This window comes from Streptomyces sp. GQFP, from assembly GCF_021545335.1.
In the GTDB taxonomy this organism is placed as follows: Bacteria; Actinomycetota; Actinomycetes; order Streptomycetales; family Streptomycetaceae; genus Streptomyces.
In genome coordinates, this window is sequence record NZ_CP089312.1 from 6376093 (window position 1) to 6394751 (window position 18659).

Consider the following 18659-nt stretch of genomic DNA (forward strand, 5'->3'; position numbering starts at 1 on the left):
GTCAGCCGGTCACCGCGGCCGACGGCGCGCAGCGCGCCGCGTGCATCGGCATCTCCGTCAGGCCCGGGTAGTAGACGTGCAGGCTCACGGCCGGTTCGAGCGCGTCGTTGACCACCTCGTGGACGTACCCCGGAGCGAAGACCCGCTGTGCGCCCGCCCGCAACGCGCGCGTGCCGCGCTCCGTCCGTTCCGTCAGCTGCCCGTCCAGGACCGTCAGGACGCCCGACGAGCCGCCGTGGTCGTGCAGACCGCTGCCCTGGCCCGGGACCCAGGACAGCAGCCACACCTCGTAGCCGGGGCCGGTGCGCAGCCGGTGGTACCAGCGCGAGGTCGCGTCGTACTGGACGAGGTGCGCCCACTGGGAGCGGTCCTCGGCGATCGTGCGGGCCAGGCCGACGAAGTCGGCGACGGTGGCCGGGTGCTCGCGCGGGGCCTGGAGCAGGTGCGGTACTTCGAGGATGTCGCCTGCGATCTGGAGATCGCTGTCGCTGTTCATGGAGTGCGGAGGTCCTCGGCGGGAGAAGTGTGGGGGCTGGCTGGGTGTCGCGTACCGTCCGCCCGGGTCGCGGGCGGGAAGGCCGGGAAAAACAGAACCCTGATGTGGGCTTCGGGGGAACAGCAGCCGAGTCGCGGTGGACTCAATGGCAGCCGGAGCGCGTTGGGCTCAACAGCTGGAACAGCAACAACAGCTACAGCGAGCAGGGGCAGCACCGAGGGACCGCGCGGGGCGGGTCGAGGTGAGTGCCAAGTTCGCGAGCATGCCCACAAGAACACCGGTTCACACCTTCACTGTCAACTCGACGCCCGGTATGTGGGACATGTTTCACCTCATCCGGTTCATCTCCTCGGTGAAAGGTTTGTGCGTACGCCTTCGGGGACACATGGCGCACAACCAGGCGCACCGACCTCGGAACGAGATCGAACTTCTGGGCGTCCTCTCCCGTAACAGGCTCTGTGCGCGGGGGCGGTCGTCCTTCGGGGTGCCCCTCCGGGGGCCTTCTCTGCCTGTCAAGGTTTATGCCGATTTGAACACTTTCCGCATGGCCTTGGTTCCGCAGAGTGAATAAGGGGCCCAATAGCAGATCTCGGCTTGACTCGCCCGGAGCAGCACACTTGTAATTTCACTCGTGTCGTTCGGCCGATATCGGTTGACGGCAACCTCACGGGGACGCGAAAGACGGACGAGGGGCGCACATGACCGAGACGGTGCAGCAACTGCTGGTCGACGACGCGGACGAGGAACTCGGCTGGCAGGAGCGCGCGCTGTGCGCCCAGACCGACCCCGAGTCCTTCTTTCCCGAGAAGGGCGGCTCGACCCGCGAGGCCAAGAAGGTCTGCCTCGCCTGCGAGGTCCGCTCCGAGTGCCTCGAGTACGCCCTCGCGAACGACGAACGCTTCGGCATCTGGGGCGGCCTTTCCGAGCGCGAACGCCGCCGGCTGAAGAAGGCCGCCGTCTGAGGCGTACGGCACCGGGCTCCACGTAAACCGGCACAACGCAACGCAAACGCAGGACAACGCAGCGAACGGCCCGTCGCGGGTGGGTTATCCACAGGCGGCGGGCCGCTGCTCTGCCCAGCCGCTAGTGTGGCTGCTCGTCCGAGACGCCCCGCCGCTCACAGAGGGCTCAGGCGTCCACCACAGTCCACCGAACCGGGGCCCGTACCTCGATGTCCGCGCACAGCCACACGGCAGCCGACTACGGCACTGCCACCACGCCCGAGTTCCCGCGTCACGTGGTGACCGCGGTGCTGGTCTCCCACGACGGCGCCCGCTGGCTGCCCGACGCGCTCGCCGGGCTGCTCGGCCAGGAGCGCCCGGTGCAGAACGTCATGGCGGCCGACACCGGCAGCGCGGACGACTCCGCCCAGCTGGTCACCGACGCCCTCGGCGCCGACCGCGTCCTGCACCTCGCCCGCCGCACCGGCTTCGGCCAGGCAGTCGAGGAGGCCAACCGCACCGCGCCCGTCCTCACTCCGGACGAGCTGACGTACCTGAAGCGCCCCAGCGGCTGGGACCCCGTCACCCGCAGCTGGCGCGACGACGCGTACGACATGCCGGAGCTGCCCCACGGGGAGCCGGTCCAATGGCTCTGGCTGCTGCACGACGACTGTGCCCCCGACCCGGACGCCCTCGCCCAGATGCTGCGCGTCGTCGAGACCGAGCACGAACTGGGCCGGGGTGACGACATCGCGGTCGTCGGCCCCAAGCTGCGCGGCTGGTACGACCGCAGGCAGCTCCTCGAAGTCGGCGTCACCATCGCCAACTCCGGCCGCCGCTGGACCGGCCTGGACCGCCGCGAGCAGGACCAGGGCCAGCACGACCACGTCCGCCCGGTGCTGTCCGTGTCCACCGCGGGCATGCTCGTACGCCGCGACGTCTTCGATGAACTCGGCGGCTTCGACCGTCGGCTGCCCCTGATGCGCGACGACGTCGACCTGTGTTGGCGCGCCACCACCGCCGGCCACCGCGTCCTCGTCGCCCCCGACGCTGTCGTACGGCACGCCGAGGCGTCCTCCCGGGAGCGCCGTACCGTCGACTGCGTGGGCCGTACCTCCGCGTCCCCGCACAAGGTCGACAAGGCCGGCGCCGTCTACACCCTGCTCGTCAACAGCCGTACCGCGCAGCTGCCCTGGGTACTGCTGCGCGTGGTCCTCGGCACCCTGCTGCGCACGGTGGCCTATCTCGTCGGCAAGGCCCCCGGACAGGCCGTCGACGAGATCCGCGGCCTCCTGGGCACCCTGCTGCGGCCCGAGCGGATCATCGCCGGGCGCCGCAACAGAGGCGCCCCCCAGATCGACAAGGGCGAGCTGCGGGCCCTGTTCCCGCCGCCCGGCGCGACCGTGCGGGCCACCATCGAACAGGCCGCCGGTGAACTCGTCGGCCGCTCCGACCCCGAGGTCACCTCCGGGGCCGGCCGGCACGGCGGCGCCGTCGAGTCCGGGCCCGGCGGGGACGACGCCGACTTCCTGGAGGTCGAGCAGTTCGTCCGGCTCAAGCGCGTCGCCCGCAAGCCCGGCCCGGTGCTCTTCCTCGTCCTCCTGTTCGTCTCGCTCGTCGCCTGCCGTGAACTGCTCGGCGGCGGCGCCCTCGCGGGCGGCGCGCTGCTGCCCGCCCCGGCCGACTCCGCCGAACTCTGGGCGCGCTATCTGGACGCCTGGCATCCGGTGGGCGTGGGCGACACCTCGTCGGCGCCGCCCTATCTGGCGCTCGTCGCGATGCTCGCCTCCACGCTGTTCGGCTCGACGGGCCTCGCGGTCACCGTCCTGCTGGTCGCCTCGGTGCCGCTGGCCGGCTTCACCGCGTACTTCGCCTCCCGCCCGCTCGTCGAATCGCGCCTCCTGCGCGCGTGGGCGGCCGTCGTCTACGCCTTCCTGCCCGCCGCCACCGGCGCTCTCGCGGGCGGCCGGATCGGCACCGCCGTACTCGCCGTCCTCCTCCCGCTGGCGGCCCGCGCGGGCATCGCGGCAAGCGGCCTGGCGCACGCCTCGGGAGCGCGCGGCAGCTGGCGCGCCACCTGGGCGTACACGCTGCTGCTGACGATCACCACCGCCTTCACGCCGATCGTGTGGCCCATCGCCCTGCTGCTCGGCGTCGCGCTCCTCGTCGTACGACGAGGCGAGATCACCGCCTACGGCCTCCGCTTCCTGGCCCAGCTCGGGGTACCGCTGCTGGTCCTCGCGCCCTGGTCGCTGTCCCTGCTCCCGTTCGGCTTCTTCCAGGAAGCCGGTCTGGAGTACGGCTCCGGCACCGCCGGCGCCCTTGACCTGCTCAGCGCCAGCCCGGGCGGCCCCGGCACGGTCAGCGGACTGATGCTCATCGGCGTCGTTCTGGCGGCGCTGGCCGCGCTGCTGCGCACCGAGCGCCAGTTCGGCATCTGGACCGCCTGGGCGGTCGCCCTGGTGGGGCTCGTCTTCGCGGTCCTGTCGAACAGTTCGGCGTGGGCCGGACCCGCCACCCTCGTCTACGGCCTCGCCCTGCTGGCCGCCGCCACGCTCGGCGCCGACGGGGCACGCTCGCGCGTGGCCGAGCAGAGCTTCGGCTGGCGCCAGCCGGTCGCCGCGCTGATCGCCTTCGCCGCCGCCGCGGGCCCGTTGCTCCTCGCCGCCGGCTGGATGATCCGCGGCGCCGACGGCCCCCTGGAACGACGCGACCCCGTCCAGGTGCCCGCGTTCGTCGCCGAGGAGAGCGGCACCCGCGACCAGGCCCGCACACTGGTCCTGGCCAGCGACTCCACGGCCCGCGTCGGCTACACCCTCGTCCGTGGCTCCGGCGCCCGCCTCGGCGACGGCGAACTCGCCGCCGAGAGCGGGGAGAACGCGCGCCTCGACAAGGTCGTCGCCAACCTCGTCGCGGGCTCAGGCGCCGACCAGGCCGACGAACTCGGCGGCTTCGCCGTGCGCTACGTCCTCGTCCACCGGGGCGCGCCCCGCCAGATCAGCCGCATCCTCGACGCCACGCCGGGCCTGAGCCGGCTCAGCCAGCGGGACGGCGGCGCGCTGTGGCGCGTCGACCAGGAGGTCTCGCGCGCCGCCATCGTCCCGGCGTCCGGCTCCGGCTCCGGTGAGGCGCAGCCCGTCGCCGCAGGACCCGTCGAGATCCACACCACGATCCCGGCCGGCTCCGGCAGCCGCGTCCTGCGCCTCGCCGACTCCGTCGACGAGGCCTGGACGGCCACCCTGGACGGCAGGCCCCTCACCCCCACCACCCTCGACGGCTGGGCCCAGGGCTTCGAACTTCCCTCCTCCGGAGGGAAGCTGGACGTCGTCTTCGACACCCCGATCGGCCACACCGCCTGGCTGTGGACACAGGGTTCGCTCGCCGTCGTCCTCGTCGTCATGGCCCTGCCGGGCCGGCGCCGGGACGTCGACGACGACCTGCCCGAGGAGGAGCGCGAGATCCCCGCCCAGACCGCCACCGGCGAGGGCCGCCGTGCCCGCCGCCTGCGCGCCCAGGCGGAGGCGGAGGCCGAACAGGCCGACGAACAGGCCGAGTTCCCGACGGACATCCCTCCTCCCGCGGAGGAGGTCCCGGCAGCGATCCCCCAGCAGCAGCCGTACGGCGACGAATGGAACACCGCGGCCTACGCGGGCACCCAGTACGACGGCTACAACGCCGACCAGTACCAGAACGCCCAGCAGTACCCACCGGGCACCTACGACCCCGCGTACCAGGGCGATCCGTACCAGAACGGCCAGTACGACCCGTACGCGTACGGCGCCTCGCCGCAGACAACGGCCTACGACCAGACGTACACCCAGGGCTACGACCCCGCGTACGACCCGGCGCAGCCACACCAGCCCCACCCGCAGGGTGAGCGCCCCGACGGGAGCCAGCAGTGAACCGCACGACCATCTCCCTGATCGCCGGGACGACCGCGCTCGCCGCCGTCACCGGGTTCGCCTCGCTCAGCACACCGGAGGCGGCCGACGCGGGCACGGCCAAGGCGGCCGCCCAGCTGCCCGTGGAGCGCACGAGCCTGCTCTGCCCGGCTCCCAGCACCTCCGACCTCGCGGAAACGACGTACACGTCCTTCACGCCCGTCACAGAGGGCACCGGGAGCGACGGCAAGGCCGAACTGGCCGCCGCCACCGTCGAGTCGGCCACCGGCGCGAAGGGCAAGCCGAAGGCCGTCAAGCCCGTCCTCACCCCCAAGGAGCCCGGCAAGCCGGTCGCCGGGGACACCTCGGGCGGTGACACGCCCGCGCTCGTCGGCACCGCCGAGGGCAGGTTCGCGCCGGGCTGGGCCGTGCAGGAGACCACCGAGGTCGCCGCGGGCACCGGACGCGGCCTGCTGGGCATCAACTGCACCGTCCCGGACACCGAGTTCTGGTTCCCGGGCGCCAGCACCGCCGCCGGCCGCACGGACTACGTGCACCTGACCAACCCGGACGACTCCGCGGCGGTCGTCGACATCGAGCTGTACGGCAAGGACGGCAGCCTCAAGTCGGACGTCGGCGAGGGCATCACGGTCCCGCCGAACGGCAGCGAGCCGATCCTGCTGTCCACGCTCGCCGACGCACCGCAGACCGACCTCACCGTGCACGTGAGCGTGCGCAGCGGCCGGGTCGGCGCGGCCGTCCAGGCCCTGGACGCCAAGTCCGGCGGCGACTGGCTGACCGCGTCCGCCGAACCGGCGGGCAGCCTGGTCCTGCCGGGCATCCCCAAGGACGCCACCTCGGTGCGTCTGATCGCCTTCACGCCCAGCGAGAGCGACGCTGACCTGAAGGTGCGCCTTGCCTCCCCGAACGGCCTGATCACCCCGGCCGGGAACGAGACGCTGCACATCAAGGCGGGCATGACCGCCGCCGTCGACCTCGGCGACGTCACGCGCGGGGAGGCGGGCTCCCTGGTGCTCACCCCGACCGACAGTTCGGTGCCGTTCGTCGCCGCCCTGAAGGTCGTACGCGGCAAGGGCGCCAACCAGGAGACCGCGTTCATCCCGGCCACGGGCCCGGTCTCCGCGCGCGCGACGGTCGCCGCCAACACCGCCAAGGGCACCACGCTCTCCCTGACGGCTCCGGGCAGCGCCGCCCAGGTCAAGGTCACCGCGTCCGCGGGCACCGAGGGCGGTACGGCGGCGACGAAGACGTACACGATCAAGGGCGGCACCACCCAGGACGTCGAACTGCCCGTCCCGGCAGGCCTGAAGGGCACGTACGCGCTGACGGTCGAGCGGGTCTCCGGGGGCGCCGTCTACGCCTCCAGGACCCTCGCGGCCCCGGCGGACGGTGTCCCGGCGTTCACGGTCCAGACGCTGCCGGACGACCGGGGGACGGTCGCGGTGCCGGACGCGGAGCAGGATCTGTCGGTCCTGCAGAAGTGACTGTCCGGCGGCGGCAGGGGTGTCAGTCCTCGCCGTACCGGGGGTCCACGGTGTCCGGGGTGAGCCCCAGCAGCTCGGCGACCTGCTCGACGACGACCTCGTGGACCAGGGCCGCGCGTTCGTCGCGGCCCTTGGTGCGGATCTCGACCGGGCGGCGATAGACCACCACGCGCGCGGGGTGACCCTCGCGGGCGGGAATCGTGCCCCCCAGGGGGACGGTCTCGTCGGCCCACGCCTCGGGCGGACCTTCGAGCCTCGGCACTTCGAGGACGACGAAGTCGATGTCCGCGAGCTGCGGCCAGCGCCGCTCCAGCCGCTCCACGGAGTCCTGCACCAGATCCGCGAACGCCTCGGCGCGGCTCGCGGAGAGCGGAACCTGCGGCGGCGCCACGGGGCCGCGCATGCCACGGCCGTGGCGATCACGGCGGCGGGGGCCGGGGCCTGCGGCGCGGGGCGGTACGGGGTTGTCCATCACTGACGAAGAGTAGTCCCCGCGACACCCGCGCGGGTGCCGGGCACGCTGCGCCCACCTGCGTCGAAGAATGATCATTCCAGCCAAGGTTGGGCTCGATTTCGTATCCCTGTTGGATCACTCGGACCGTCAATCTCATGGTAATTGGCATGATTTGCGGCAAGTAGTGGTCGGGGTCGAGGTTGTTCGGTATCTCGTAACCCGAAGTCGTCCCAGGTCAACGAGTTGTCCAAGAAGACCCGTGTGTGCGGTTTCACAGCACGACACGGGGGAGTGACCTGGTGGGGAGTCGTCGCGGCCCGCTCAAGAGTGCGGTACCGTCCAACGTCGTGAGCCCTGTACGTCGCTGTTCGCGCACCGCTTGCGGCCGTCCCGCCGTCGCGACGCTGACGTACGTCTACGCCGACTCGACCGCGGTCCTCGGCCCCCTCGCGACCTACGCCGAACCCCACTGCTACGACCTCTGCGCCGAGCACTCCGAGCGCCTCACCGCGCCGCGCGGCTGGGAGGTCGTCCGGCTCCTCGACTCCTCCGCTCCCGCGCGCCCCAGCGGAGACGATCTGGAAGCGCTCGCCAACGCGGTCCGCGAGGCGGCCCGTCCGCAGGACCGGGCGGCCGGGGCCGGCGGCGCCCGCACGGCGGACCCGCGCGAGGTCGCACCACGCCGCGGGCACCTGAGGGTGCTGCGCTCGCCGGACAACTGACCGCGCGTACAAGGTTTCAGACGATTTCATTGAGTGGCGCACACGCATTGACGTGAGGTTGTCGCGGACACGACCATTCCGTCACCCGTGAGAAATCGTTTTCCGCATCGCGGAATCCGGGGAGGCGCCCGTGTACGTCCAGGAACTGGAACCCGTCGCCGGCTCGCTCGGCCTGTCCGCTCTCGTCGCGACCCTGCCCCTCGTCATCGTCCTCGTCCTGCTCGGCGGCGTGCGCATGAAAGCGCACCGGGCAGGCCTGATCGGCCTTCTGGCCGCCGCTCTGGTCGCCTGCCTCGCCTACGGCATGCCGGTGGACCAGACGCTCTCCAGCGCCGCCCAGGGCGCCGTGTTCGGCCTCTTCCCCATCCTGTGGATCGTCGTCAACGCCCTGTGGGTGTACCGGATGACCGTCCGCACCCGGCACTTCGACATCCTGCGCCGCTCCTTCGGACGCCTGTCCGACGATCCGCGCATCCAGGCCCTCGTCGTCGCCTTCTGCTTCGGCGCCCTCCTGGAGGCGCTCGCCGGCTTCGGCGCACCCGTCGCGATCTGCTCGGTCATGCTCGTCGCGCTCGGCTTCGACCCGGTGCGCGCGGCGGTCGTCGCGCTCGTCGCCAACACGGCGCCCGTCGCCTTCGGCGCGATGGGCACACCGGTCGTGACACTCGCTCAAGTCACCGGCCTGCCACTGGACTCGGTGGCCTCGGTGGTCGGCCGCCAGACCCCGCTCCTCGCCCTCGTCGTCCCCCTGGTCCTCGTCTGGCTCGTCGACGGCCGACGCGGGCTGCGCGAGACCTGGGTGCCCGCCGTGGCCTGCGGATTCGCCTTCGCCGTCGCCCAGTTCGCCGCCTCCAACTACGTCTCCGCGCAACTCGCCGACATCGGCGCCGCGTTGGCGGGCGCGGGCGCCCTGATGGCCGTACCGCACGCGCGCAGGCCCGCCGCCGAACCCGTACGCGTCGCCGTGCTCACCGGCGTCCGCAGCGAGGACCTCGACGAGGAGGACCCGCGCCCCGAAGTCCTGCGCGCCTACGCCCCGTACGCCCTGATCGTCGCCATCTTCTCCGTGGCGCAGATCCCCACGGTCAAGGACTGGCTCGCCGGAGCGACCCAGACGTACGACTGGCCGTTCCTGAACGTCGTGAACCCCGACGGGGAAGCGGTCGGCGGCAACGTCTACACCTGGCCGATCGTCTCGACCGGCGGCACCCTCGTGCTGCTCGCCGGGGTGTGCACGGCGGCCGTGATCGGGGTCCACGCGCGCGTGGCGGTCAGGGAATGGGCGGCGACCGTGTATGAACTCCGGTTCGCGATCCTCACCGTGACGTCCGTCCTGGCCCTCGCGTACGTCATGAACCTCTCCGGACAGGCAGCCACCATTGGTCACTTCGTGGCGGCGGCGGGCGCCGGGCTGGCCTTCCTGTCGCCGGTACTGGGGTGGTTCGGCGTCGCCGTCTCGGGCTCGGACACCTCGGCGAACGCGCTCTTCGGCGCCCTCCAGGTGACGGCGGCGCGGGAGTCCGGGCTGTCCCCGGAGCTGCTCGCCGCCGCGAACAGCTCGGGCGGTGTCCTGGGGAAGATGATCTCGCCGCAGAACCTGACCATCGCGTGCGCGGCCGTCGGGCTCGCCGGCCGGGAGGGTGACCTGCTGCGGAAGGTGCTGCCCTGGAGTCTGGGGCTGCTCCTGGTGATGTGCCTGATCGTGGTGGGGCAGAGCACGGTGGTCCTGGGCTGGATGCTGCCGTGAGGACGAGAACGCGGGGCGGGCGCGTGACCAGGGGCTTCCGGTCGGCCGGGTGTCAGCGGGGGCGGGTAGTTTGGGGTGACCGATAGGACGTTCAGGAAGGTTGGCCGTGTCTGCAGATCTGTCGCAGCTCGTGAAGGCGTACGACGTACGTGGTGTGGTCCCGGACCAGTGGGACGAGCCGCTGGCGGAATTGTTCGGCGCCGCCTTCGTCCAGGTGACCGGGGCGGAGGCGATCGTGATCGGACACGACATGCGCCCCTCGTCGCCCGGCCTGTCGCGGGCCTTCGCGCGCGGGGCGGCGGCACGCGGCGTCGACGTGACCGAGATCGGCCTGTGCTCCACGGACCAGCTCTACTACGCGTCGGGCGCCTTCGGCCTGCCCGGCGCCATGTTCACCGCCTCGCACAACCCGGCCCAGTACAACGGCATCAAGATGTGCCGGGCGGGCGCGGCACCGGTCGGCCAGGACACGGGCCTGACCGAGATCCGCGAACTGGCCGAGACCTGGCTGGACGAGGGCGCACCGGAGAACGAGCCCGTGACCCCGGGAACGATCACACAGCGTGACACGTTGGAGGCTTACGCGGCGCACCTCCTCTCGCTCGTCGACCTGACGTCCAACCGCCCCCTGAAGGTCGTCGTCGACGCGGGCAACGGTATGGGCGGCCACACCGTCCCGACGGTCTTCGCCGGCCTGCCCCTGACCGTCGTCCCCATGTACTTCGAGCTGGACGGCACCTTCCCGAACCACGAGGCCAACCCGCTCGACCCGGCCAACATCGTGGACCTCCAGAAGCGGGTCCGCGAGGAGAACGCCGACCTCGGCATCGCCTTCGACGGCGACGCGGACCGCTGTTTCGTGGTCGACGAGAACGGCGACCCGGTCTCACCGTCGGCGATCACGGCCCTGGTGGCCTCCCGCGAACTGGCCCGCAACGGCGGCTCCGGGACGGTCATCCACAACCTGATCACCTCCTGGTCGGTCCCCGAGGTCGTCCGCGAGCAGGGCGGCACACCGGTACGCACGCGCGTGGGCCACTCCTTCATCAAGGCCGAGATGGCCCGCACGGGCGCGATCTTCGGCGGCGAGCACTCCGCCCACTACTACTTCAAGGACTTCTGGAACGCCGACACGGGCATGCTGGCCGCCCTCCACGTCCTCGCCGCCCTCGGCGGCCAGGACGGCCCCCTGTCGGCCCTGGTCGCCCAGTACGACCGCTACGCGGGCTCCGGCGAGATCAACTCCACGGTGACCGACCAGACGGCCCGCCTGGCCGCGATCAGGACGACGTACGAGGGCCAGGAGGGCGTGACCCTGGACGACCTGGACGGCCTGACGGTCACAGCGACGGACTGGTGGTTCAACGTCCGCCCGTCCAACACGGAGCCCTTGCTACGCCTGAACACGGAGGCGAGGGACGAGGGGACGATGAGAAAGGTACGGGACGAGGTGCTGGGGATCATCCGAGCCTGACCCGCCTGGGCTTTTTCTCGCCCCCGCCGCCCCCGAACCCCCTCGTCCTCAAACGCCGGACGGGCTGACAAACCAGCCCGTCCGGCGTTTGAGGACGAGCGCGTTCAGCGCGAAGGGGGGGGCTGGGGGCGCAGCCCCCAGGAACGGGATGGGACGGGTAGGGGCGGCGGGGGCGAAAACCCCAACCACCCGCACCCCACCCACGCCCCGCCACCCCGCCCCCCACGGCGGTACCCTGACCAGGCCACATCACCGCACCCCCGAAGGGACACCACATGCCGCTCGAAGCCGGCCTCCTGGAGATCCTCGCCTGCCCGGCCTGCCACGCTCCCCTCAAGGAGCAGGACACCGAGCTGATCTGCACCGGCCAGGACTGCGGCCTGGCATACCCCGTCCGGGACGGAATCCCCGTGCTGCTCGTCGACGAGGCCCGTCGCCCCGCGTAACCCCGCCCCGGCGATCGGAGGTGCCACCCATGCTCGACGAATCGCTGCTCGACGCCCCCGAGGCGTTGGCGGAAGCAGACCACCGCGGCCTCCTCCGCGGAGCCGCCGAAGCAGGCGCCCGCGTCCGCACCGCCGCCCGCCACGCGGCCGAAGCGGGCATCAACGACCTGAAACCGGACGGCCGCCCCCGCGCCGTCCTGATCGCGGGCCCAGGCGCCGCCGCGACCTGCGTGGCCGACCTCCTCGGCACCCTCGCCGGCGCGACCACCCCCGTCACCCGCCTGGCCCCCACCGGCGTGGCCCCCGCGGCAGGCGCCCTGCGCTGGGAGCTGCCGGGCTGGGCCGGCTCCGTGGACCTGCTCCTGATCGCCACCCCCGACGGCGCCGAACCGGGCCTGTCCCTGCTCGCCGAGCACGCGTACCGCCGAGGCTGCACGGTCGTCGCCGTAGCGCCCGCCGCCACCCCGCTCTCCGAGACGGTGCAGGGCGCGGCCCACGGCCTGTTCATCCGGATGGCGACCGCCCCGTACGAGCAGGAGGAGGCGGACCAGCCGCTCGCCGCATCCGCCCCCGGCGTCCTGTGGGCGCTACTCACCCCGCTGCTCGCCCTCCTCGACCGCACCGGCCTGCTCACCGCCCCGCCGGACGCCCTGGAGAAGGTTGCCGACCGCCTCGACCACATCGCCGAACGATGCGGCCCGGCCATCGCGACGTACAGCAATCCGGCCAAGACCCTCGCCGCCGAACTCGCGGACACCCTCCCGGTGATCTGGACCGAGGGCACGTCGGCCGGGCCCGCGGGCCGCCGTTTCGCCGCCGCCCTCGCCGAACTCGCCGGCCGCCCCGCGCTCGCCGCCGAACTCCCCGAGGCCCTCGCCGCGCACGGCGCCCTGCTCGCGAGCCGGCTCGCCGCCGGCGCCGACCCCGACGACTTCTTCCGCGACCGCGTGAACGAGGCACCCGCCCTGCACGCGCGCGTGGTCCTCCTCCGCGACCGCCCGACCGGCGGCCTCAGCGCCGCCCCCACCGCCCGCGAACTCGCCCTCGGCCACGACACGGCGATCAGCGAACTCGAACCGGAGGACGGCGCCGAACTGGAGAACCTGGCGGAACTGATCGCCACCACGGACTTCGCGGCGGTGTACCTGGCGCTGACGGCAGGAACCTGACAACCAGGAACCGTCAAACCAGCCCCCGAACCACCCCACCCCCTTCCTCACCTGCCTCCCGCACGCAGAAAGACCGCTATGGACCGCCTCGACAACACCATCCGCCCCTACGCCTGGGGTTCCACCACCGCCATCCCGGCGCTCCTCGGCACCGAGCCGACCGGCGAACCGCAGGCGGAGATGTGGATGGGCGCCCACCCCGGCGCCCCCTCGCGCACCGGACGCGGCACACTCGTCGAGGTCATCGACGCCGACCCGCAGGGCGAACTCGGAACGGCGGCCGTCGCCAAGTTCGGCCCCCGCCTGCCCTTCCTCCTCAAGATCCTCGCGGCCGGCGCCCCCCTCTCCCTCCAGGTGCACCCCAACCTCGCCCAGGCGAAAGAGGGTTACGAGGACGAGGAGCGCCGCGGCATCCCGGTGGACGCCGGGCACCGCAACTACAAGGACGCCAACCACAAGCCCGAACTCATCTGCGCCCTCACCGAGTTCGACGGCCTGTGCGGCTTCCGCGACCCGTCGCAGGCCGCCGACCTCCTCGCGGCCCTGGACGTCGACTCCCTCAAGCCGTACGTCGACCTGCTGCGCGCCCACCCCGAAGAGGCGGCGCTGCGCGAGGTCCTGACGGCCGTACTCAGCGCCGACCGCGAGGACATGGCCCGCACGGTCACCGAGGCCGCGACCGCCTGCGCCCGCCTCGGCGGCGACTACGCGCCCTACGCGGACATCGCCCACCACTACCCCGGCGACCCCGGCGTCATCGCCGCCATGCTCCTCAACCACGTCCGACTGCAGCCCGGCGAGGCCCTGTTCCTCGGCGCCGGCATCCCGCACGCCTACCTCAACGGCCTCGGCGTCGAGATCATGGCCAACTCCGACAACGTCCTGCGCTGCGGACTGACCCCCAAGCACGTCGACGTCCCCGAACTCCTGCGCATCGTCCGCTTCGAGGCGAGCGACCCCGGCGTACTGCGCCCGGAGGCGTCCCCCGACGGCGAAGAGATCTACGACACCCCGATCGACGAGTTCCGCCTCTCCCGGTACGTCCTCCCGGAGAGCACCCCCGCCCGCGACCTCACCCTCCCGACCCCGCAGATCCTGCTCTGCACGGCGGGCTCGGTCCGCATGGGGGACATCGAACTCGCCCCCGGCCGGTCGGTCTTCGTACCGGCGAACGACAAGGCCGAACTGTCGGGCCCCGGCACGGTTTTCCGGGCGACGGTCGTCGTCTGACACCACCTGGCGCGTCGTTGTCGGAGGGTGCTGCAACAATGGCCCACCGGCAAAGGGCGGGCAAAGCCCGGGACAGCGTACGTATCGAAGTATCGAAGGGACAACGCGAACACATGAGCGCGTCAGGCGGCACCAAGGCGATCGTGGCGGCACTCGGCGCCAACCTCGCGATCGCGGCAGCGAAGTTCGTGGCGTTCCTCTTCAGCGGTTCGTCGTCGATGCTCGCGGAGTCCGTGCACTCGCTCGCCGACTCCGGCAACCAGGGCCTGCTCCTCCTCGGCGGCAAGAGGGCCAAGCGTGAGGCAACCCCGCAACACCCCTTCGGCTACGGCCGCGAGCGGTACATCTACGCCTTCCTCGTCTCCATCGTGCTCTTCTCGGTCGGCGGCATGTTCGCGATCTACGAGGGCTACGAGAAGATCAAGCACCCGCACGAGATCGAGCACTGGTACTGGCCGGTGGGCGTCCTCGTCTTCGCGATCATCGCCGAGAGCTTCTCCTTCCGTACGGCCATCCAGGAGTCCAACCCCCTGCGCGGCCAGCAGTCCTGGAAGGAATTCGTCCGGCACGCCAAGGCCCCCGAACTGCCGGTCGTCCTCCTGGAGGACCTCGGCGCGCTGGTCGGCCTGATCCTGGCCCTCGGCGGCGTCAGCCTCGCCCTCGCCACCGGTGACGGCGTCTGGGACGGCATCGGCACCCTCTGCATCGGCATCCTGCTCATCCTGATCGCGCTGATCCTGGCCGTGGAGACCAAGTCCCTGCTCCTGGGCGAGGCCGCGGGTGCGGAAGCGGTCGTGGCGATCGAGAAGGCGATCGTCGACGGCGACACCGTCACCGGCATCATCCACATGCGCACGCTCCACCTCGGCCCCGAGGAACTCCTGGTCGCCGCCAAGATCGCCGTCCAGCACGACGACACCGCCGCCGAGGTGGCCACCGCGATCAACGCCGCCGAATCCCGTATCCGCGCCGCCGTCCCGATCGCCCGCGTCATCTACCTGGAACCGGACATCTACAGCGAGACGGAAGCCGCCAAGGGCTCCGACCGCGAGGCAACTCCGGGCGGCCCGGCCGCGCCTGCCGCCCACTGAGTTCCCTTCCGCTTTCCCTCCGCTCGGCCTGGATCTGTCCTGATGTGTTCGCAGGCGGACTGGGGACGGCCGGGCCGACAGGTGTAGCTTGGGACGGAGCCAGACGTCGCTGCTGATGGCGGTCGGTCGGTCCCCTCGCGGACCGGCCGAGGGAGAGAGGGCCTCCGACGGACTGCGCTGCGCGTACTCGGGCATGCCTGTGCCCTCTTCGGGCACCCCTTGTGTCCGCTGCCGCGCAGACCAGCCGTACCCACCTCGCCCCAACCTTGAGGAGCAGCCCGTAATGACGACTGTCGAAAACCGACAGGACTTCAAGGTCGCAGATCTCTCCCTGGCCGAGTTCGGCCGCAAGGAGATCACCCTCGCCGAGCACGAGATGCCCGGCCTGATGTCCATCCGCAAGGAGTTCGCCGCCAGCCAGCCGCTGGCCGGCGCCCGGATCATGGGCTCGCTGCACATGACCGTGCAGACCGCCGTCCTGATCGAGACCCTGGTCGCCCTGGGCGCCGAGGTCCGCTGGGTGTCCTGCAACATCTTCTCCACCCAGGACCACGCGGCCGCCGCCATCGCGGTCGGCCCGAACGGTACGCCCGAGAACCCGCAGGGCATCCCGGTCTTCGCCTGGAAGGGCGAGACCCTGGAAGAGTACTGGTGGTGCACAGAGCAGGCCCTGACCTGGCCGAACACCCCCAGTGGCGGCCCGAACATGATCCTGGACGACGGCGGCGACGCCACCATGCTCGTCCACAAGGGTGTCGAGTACGAGAAGGCCGGCAAGGTCCCCTCGGCCGACACCGCCGAGTCCGACGAGCACCGCGTCGTCCTCGAACTGCTCGACCGCACCATCACCGACGGCTCGCAGAAGTGGACCCAGGTCGCCTCGGAGATCCGCGGCGTGACCGAGGAGACCACGACCGGCGTCCACCGCCTGTACGAGATGCAGCGCGACGGCGCCCTCCTGTTCCCGGCGATCAACGTCAACGACGCCGTCACCAAGTCGAAGTTCGACAACAAGTACGGCTGCCGCCACTCCCTGATCGACGGCATCAACCGCGCCACCGACGTCCTCATCGGCGGCAAGACCGCGGTCGTCTTCGGCTACGGCGACGTGGGCAAGGGCTGCGCGGAGTCCCTGCGCGGTCAGGGCGCCCGCGTGATCGTCACCGAGATCGACCCGATCTGCGCCCTCCAGGCGGCCATGGACGGCTACCAGGTCGCGACCCTCGACGACGTCGTCGACAAGGCCGACATCTTCATCACCACGACCGGCAACAAGGACATCATCATGGCCGCCGACATGGCCAAGATGAAGCACCAGGCGATCGTCGGCAACATCGGCCACTTCGACAACGAGATCGACATGGCCGGCCTCGCGAAGATCCCGGGCATCGTCAAGGACGAGGTCAAGCCGCAGGTCCACACCTGGAAGTTCCCCGACGGCAAGGTCCTCATCGTGCTGTCGGAGGGCCGCCTGCTGAACCTGGGCAACGCCACCGGTCACCCGTCGTTCGTGATGTCCAACTCCTTCGCGGACCAGACCCTGGCCCAGATCGAGCTGTTCACCAAGCCCGACGAGTACCCGACCGACGTCTACGTGCTGCCCAAGCATCTCGACGAGAAGGTCGCCCGCCTCCACCTCGACGCGCTCGGCGTGAAGCTGACGACACTCCGCCCCGAGCAGGCCGCGTACATCGGTGTCGAGGTCGAGGGCCCGTACAAGCCGGACCACTACCGCTACTGAGCCGACACCCCCGCTGGTGGTGAGCACGTCCGTGCACTGACACGCTCACCACCAGCAGGTCCACCGCTCCGAGACAGGCCCCCGCACCCCCGTGCCGGGGGCCTGTCCCATTGCGAGGCTCAGAGGCTCAAGGACAGCCCGAGAACACCCAGGATCCCCATGCCCCGTGGCCGATATTCGCTCCACGATCCGCACGACCGCACCCCCCTCGCAGAAGAACACTTCCACTGCGCCCCCGGTCCCTCCGGCTGGCGCTACGTCTCCCAGCTGACCGCCCCCTCGGGCGACCACACCGGCTCCGTCGACCTCACCCTCGACGACCTGGGCCGCCCCATCCGCCTCGAACTCCACGCGTCGAGCTGGCAGGTCCGCGGCGCCGCCCTGGACGGCGTCACCTGGGTCCGCACCGACCCCACCGGAACCCACGCCACCGAAGGCAACGTCCGCGCCCACGCCTTCACCGGCACATCCCCCGCGTTCCTGATCGCCACCGCGCGCCTCCTGCGCCTCACTCCCTCCTCTTCAGCCACCCGCGTACGCCTCGTAGCTCTCACTGACCCGGTCCTCGCCCCACGCACCGTGGACCAGTCCTGGGCCTTGGTGAAGAGAGAAGCACACGCCACTGACAACGGCCCCCTGACCGTGGACGAATACCAGGTCACAGCCCTCGACACGGGCGAACAGCACACCGTGCACATCACCGGCGACGTGGTCCTGGCCGCCCCGGGCATCGAACTGGAACACCTCGAATCCCCGCCGTCGGCGTTCCCCGACTAGGCGGGCGGCGCGAACCCACCGGAGGGGCGGTGCTCGGCAGCGGGGTCCTTCGGCGCGGCTTCGGTGACCGGGACGGGGAGGGGAAGGGGGAGGGGAAGAGGGACAGCGGCGGGCGGATACGGAACCGCAGTCGGCGCCTGAGGCCCGAACGAACCAGGCCCACCGGTAGCCGCCCCACCCCCGAACGCCCGCCGAGCCTCCCGCACCTGCCGCTCCTGCACCACGGCCGCCAGATAGGCCGCCGGCGGAACATCGTGCGGCGCCGCAGTCCCCGTACACGCCGCCACGTCCGAGGCGAGCCGCTCGGCCATGGCCCAGCCCACCTGCGGATCCAGTTGCCGCATACGTGTCAGGTACTGACGTACGGCCAGCCACAGCCCGTCGGGCACGGCCGACAGATCGAGTTCCGCGAACCGTCCGGACAGCCAGGGCGGCGGGGGAGGAACGAAGGCGGTCTGACCGACGGGCACCCGCTCCCGTACGACGAGCGTGCCCGCGACGACATCACCGATCCGTCGCCCCCGCGCCGAGACGAGCGAGGCGATACAGGCCACCACGCCGAACGTCATCAGAATCTCGACCACACCGACCGCACCCCGCACCAGCGCGTGCCGGAACCGGATCGGCCCGCCGTCGTCCCGCACCACCCGCAGCCCGCAGGCCATCTTGCCGAGCGATCGCCCATGGCTGAGCGTCTCCACCGCGATCGGCGCGCCCACCAGCACCAGAATGAACGCGGCGATGGAGAGCGCGAACTGCGCCGCCTCGTCCAGCGAAGCCGTGGATATGACCAGAACAATGGTCACGACGGTGTAGACCAGCCCGACTACAAGAAGGTCGAGCAACACGGCCAGCGCCCTGCTGGGCAGTTTCGCGGGACGTAGCTCCAGCGTCACCGCCTCGCCCGTAACCAGCTCACTCACGCCTGCCGCCCTTCACCTGACCTGCCCCTGGAACCGCCAGTCTGCCAAGCTGAAGGGGCATC

Annotated in this window: 15 protein-coding genes; 12 read left to right on the forward strand and 3 right to left on the reverse strand. The window is 71.4% G+C overall.

The window, feature by feature from the left end; genetic code table 11:
• Position 1: 1 nt before the first annotated feature.
• A complete protein-coding gene (locus LUX31_RS28685; protein WP_235478205.1) occupies positions 2–496 on the reverse strand; it encodes a cysteine dioxygenase in 495 nt (164 codons plus the stop codon).
• A 698-nt stretch (positions 497–1194) separates the two neighbouring features.
• On the opposite strand from LUX31_RS28685, the gene LUX31_RS28690 reads away from it, so the two are divergent.
• The 3 genes from LUX31_RS28690 to LUX31_RS28700 all read left to right on the forward strand — a co-directional run bounded on the left by LUX31_RS28690 (position 1195) and on the right by LUX31_RS28700 (position 6823).
• On the forward strand, positions 1195–1458 hold the full coding sequence (locus tag LUX31_RS28690; protein WP_010034659.1) for a WhiB family transcriptional regulator: 264 nt from the start codon (positions 1195–1197) through the stop codon (positions 1456–1458).
• 209 nt (positions 1459–1667) lie between these two features.
• Complete coding sequence (locus LUX31_RS28695; RefSeq protein WP_235478206.1) at positions 1668–5339, forward strand: glycosyltransferase family 2 protein; 3672 nt, start codon at positions 1668–1670, stop codon at positions 5337–5339.
• Positions 5336–6823 carry a DUF5719 family protein gene (locus LUX31_RS28700; protein ID WP_235478207.1) on the forward strand — a complete coding sequence of 496 codons (1488 nt, stop codon included), beginning with the start codon at positions 5336–5338 and terminating at the stop codon, positions 6821–6823. Before LUX31_RS28695 ends, LUX31_RS28700 begins: the two co-directional genes overlap by 4 nt.
• A 22-nt stretch (positions 6824–6845) precedes the next feature.
• Here the strand turns inward: LUX31_RS28700 and LUX31_RS28705 are convergent, their stop codons facing one another.
• On the reverse strand, positions 6846–7295 hold the full coding sequence (locus tag LUX31_RS28705; RefSeq protein WP_235480096.1) for a metallopeptidase family protein: 450 nt from the start codon (positions 7293–7295) through the stop codon (positions 6846–6848).
• 281 nt (positions 7296–7576) lie between these two features.
• Between LUX31_RS28705 and LUX31_RS28710 the strand changes: the two genes are divergently transcribed.
• The 9 genes from LUX31_RS28710 (at position 7577) to LUX31_RS28750 (ending at position 17674) form a co-directional block, all read left to right on the forward strand.
• Entirely contained in the window at positions 7577–7999 is a 423-nt protein-coding gene (locus tag LUX31_RS28710; RefSeq protein WP_235478208.1) for a DUF3499 domain-containing protein, read from the forward strand.
• Between the two features lie 130 nt (positions 8000–8129).
• The gene (locus LUX31_RS28715) at positions 8130–9746 is read left to right on the forward strand and encodes an L-lactate permease (protein ID WP_235478209.1); all 1617 of its coding nucleotides are present in this window, start codon (positions 8130–8132) and stop codon (positions 9744–9746) included.
• A gap of 106 nt (positions 9747–9852) precedes the next feature.
• The gene (locus LUX31_RS28720) at positions 9853–11220 is read left to right on the forward strand and encodes a phosphomannomutase/phosphoglucomutase (protein ID WP_235478210.1); all 1368 of its coding nucleotides are present in this window, start codon (positions 9853–9855) and stop codon (positions 11218–11220) included.
• 275 nt (positions 11221–11495) lie between these two features.
• A complete protein-coding gene (locus LUX31_RS28725; RefSeq protein WP_007382472.1) occupies positions 11496–11666 on the forward strand; it encodes a Trm112 family protein in 171 nt (56 codons plus the stop codon).
• Between the two features lie 29 nt (positions 11667–11695).
• Positions 11696–12835: an SIS domain-containing protein gene (locus tag LUX31_RS28730; protein WP_235478211.1), complete on the forward strand. Its 1140-nt coding sequence runs from the start codon at positions 11696–11698 to the stop codon at positions 12833–12835.
• A 78-nt stretch (positions 12836–12913) separates the two neighbouring features.
• Positions 12914–14065, forward strand: coding sequence for a mannose-6-phosphate isomerase, class I (gene manA / locus LUX31_RS28735; protein ID WP_235478212.1), 1152 nt, complete (start codon positions 12914–12916; stop codon positions 14063–14065).
• Between the two features lie 113 nt (positions 14066–14178).
• Entirely contained in the window at positions 14179–15156 is a 978-nt protein-coding gene (locus LUX31_RS28740) for a cation diffusion facilitator family transporter (RefSeq protein ID WP_235478213.1), read from the forward strand.
• A gap of 283 nt (positions 15157–15439) precedes the next feature.
• Complete coding sequence (ahcY, locus tag LUX31_RS28745) at positions 15440–16897, forward strand: adenosylhomocysteinase (protein WP_235478214.1); 1458 nt, start codon at positions 15440–15442, stop codon at positions 16895–16897.
• A 159-nt stretch (positions 16898–17056) separates the two neighbouring features.
• Positions 17057–17674 carry a hypothetical protein gene (locus LUX31_RS28750; RefSeq protein WP_235478215.1) on the forward strand — a complete coding sequence of 206 codons (618 nt, stop codon included), beginning with the start codon at positions 17057–17059 and terminating at the stop codon, positions 17672–17674.
• Here the strand turns inward: LUX31_RS28750 and LUX31_RS28755 are convergent.
• On the reverse strand, positions 17671–18597 hold the full coding sequence (locus LUX31_RS28755; protein WP_235478216.1) for an RDD family protein: 927 nt from the start codon (positions 18595–18597) through the stop codon (positions 17671–17673). The two genes, LUX31_RS28750 and LUX31_RS28755, sit on opposite strands and share 4 nt — an antisense overlap.
• Positions 18598–18659 lie beyond the last annotated feature (62 nt).

Bases quoted from the DNA above. Each gene is read 5' to 3' on its own strand.
- LUX31_RS28740 (WP_235478213.1), top strand. From the start codon at position 14,179: ATGAGCGCGTCAGGCGGCACCAAGGCGATCGTGGCGGCACTCGGCGCC.
- LUX31_RS28750 (WP_235478215.1), top strand. From the start codon at position 17,057: ATGCCCCGTGGCCGATATTCGCTCCACGATCCGCACGACCGCACCCCC.
- LUX31_RS28690 (WP_010034659.1), top strand. From the start codon at position 1,195: ATGACCGAGACGGTGCAGCAACTGCTGGTCGACGACGCGGACGAGGAA.
- LUX31_RS28695 (WP_235478206.1), top strand. From the start codon at position 1,668: ATGTCCGCGCACAGCCACACGGCAGCCGACTACGGCACTGCCACCACG.
- LUX31_RS28725 (WP_007382472.1), top strand. From the start codon at position 11,496: ATGCCGCTCGAAGCCGGCCTCCTGGAGATCCTCGCCTGCCCGGCCTGC.
- LUX31_RS28705 (WP_235480096.1), bottom strand. From the start codon at position 7,295: ATGGACAACCCCGTACCGCCCCGCGCCGCAGGCCCCGGCCCCCGCCGC.
- LUX31_RS28685 (WP_235478205.1), bottom strand. From the start codon at position 496: ATGAACAGCGACAGCGATCTCCAGATCGCAGGCGACATCCTCGAAGTA.
- ahcY (WP_235478214.1), top strand. From the start codon at position 15,440: ATGACGACTGTCGAAAACCGACAGGACTTCAAGGTCGCAGATCTCTCC.
- LUX31_RS28730 (WP_235478211.1), top strand. From the start codon at position 11,696: ATGCTCGACGAATCGCTGCTCGACGCCCCCGAGGCGTTGGCGGAAGCA.
- manA (WP_235478212.1), top strand. From the start codon at position 12,914: ATGGACCGCCTCGACAACACCATCCGCCCCTACGCCTGGGGTTCCACC.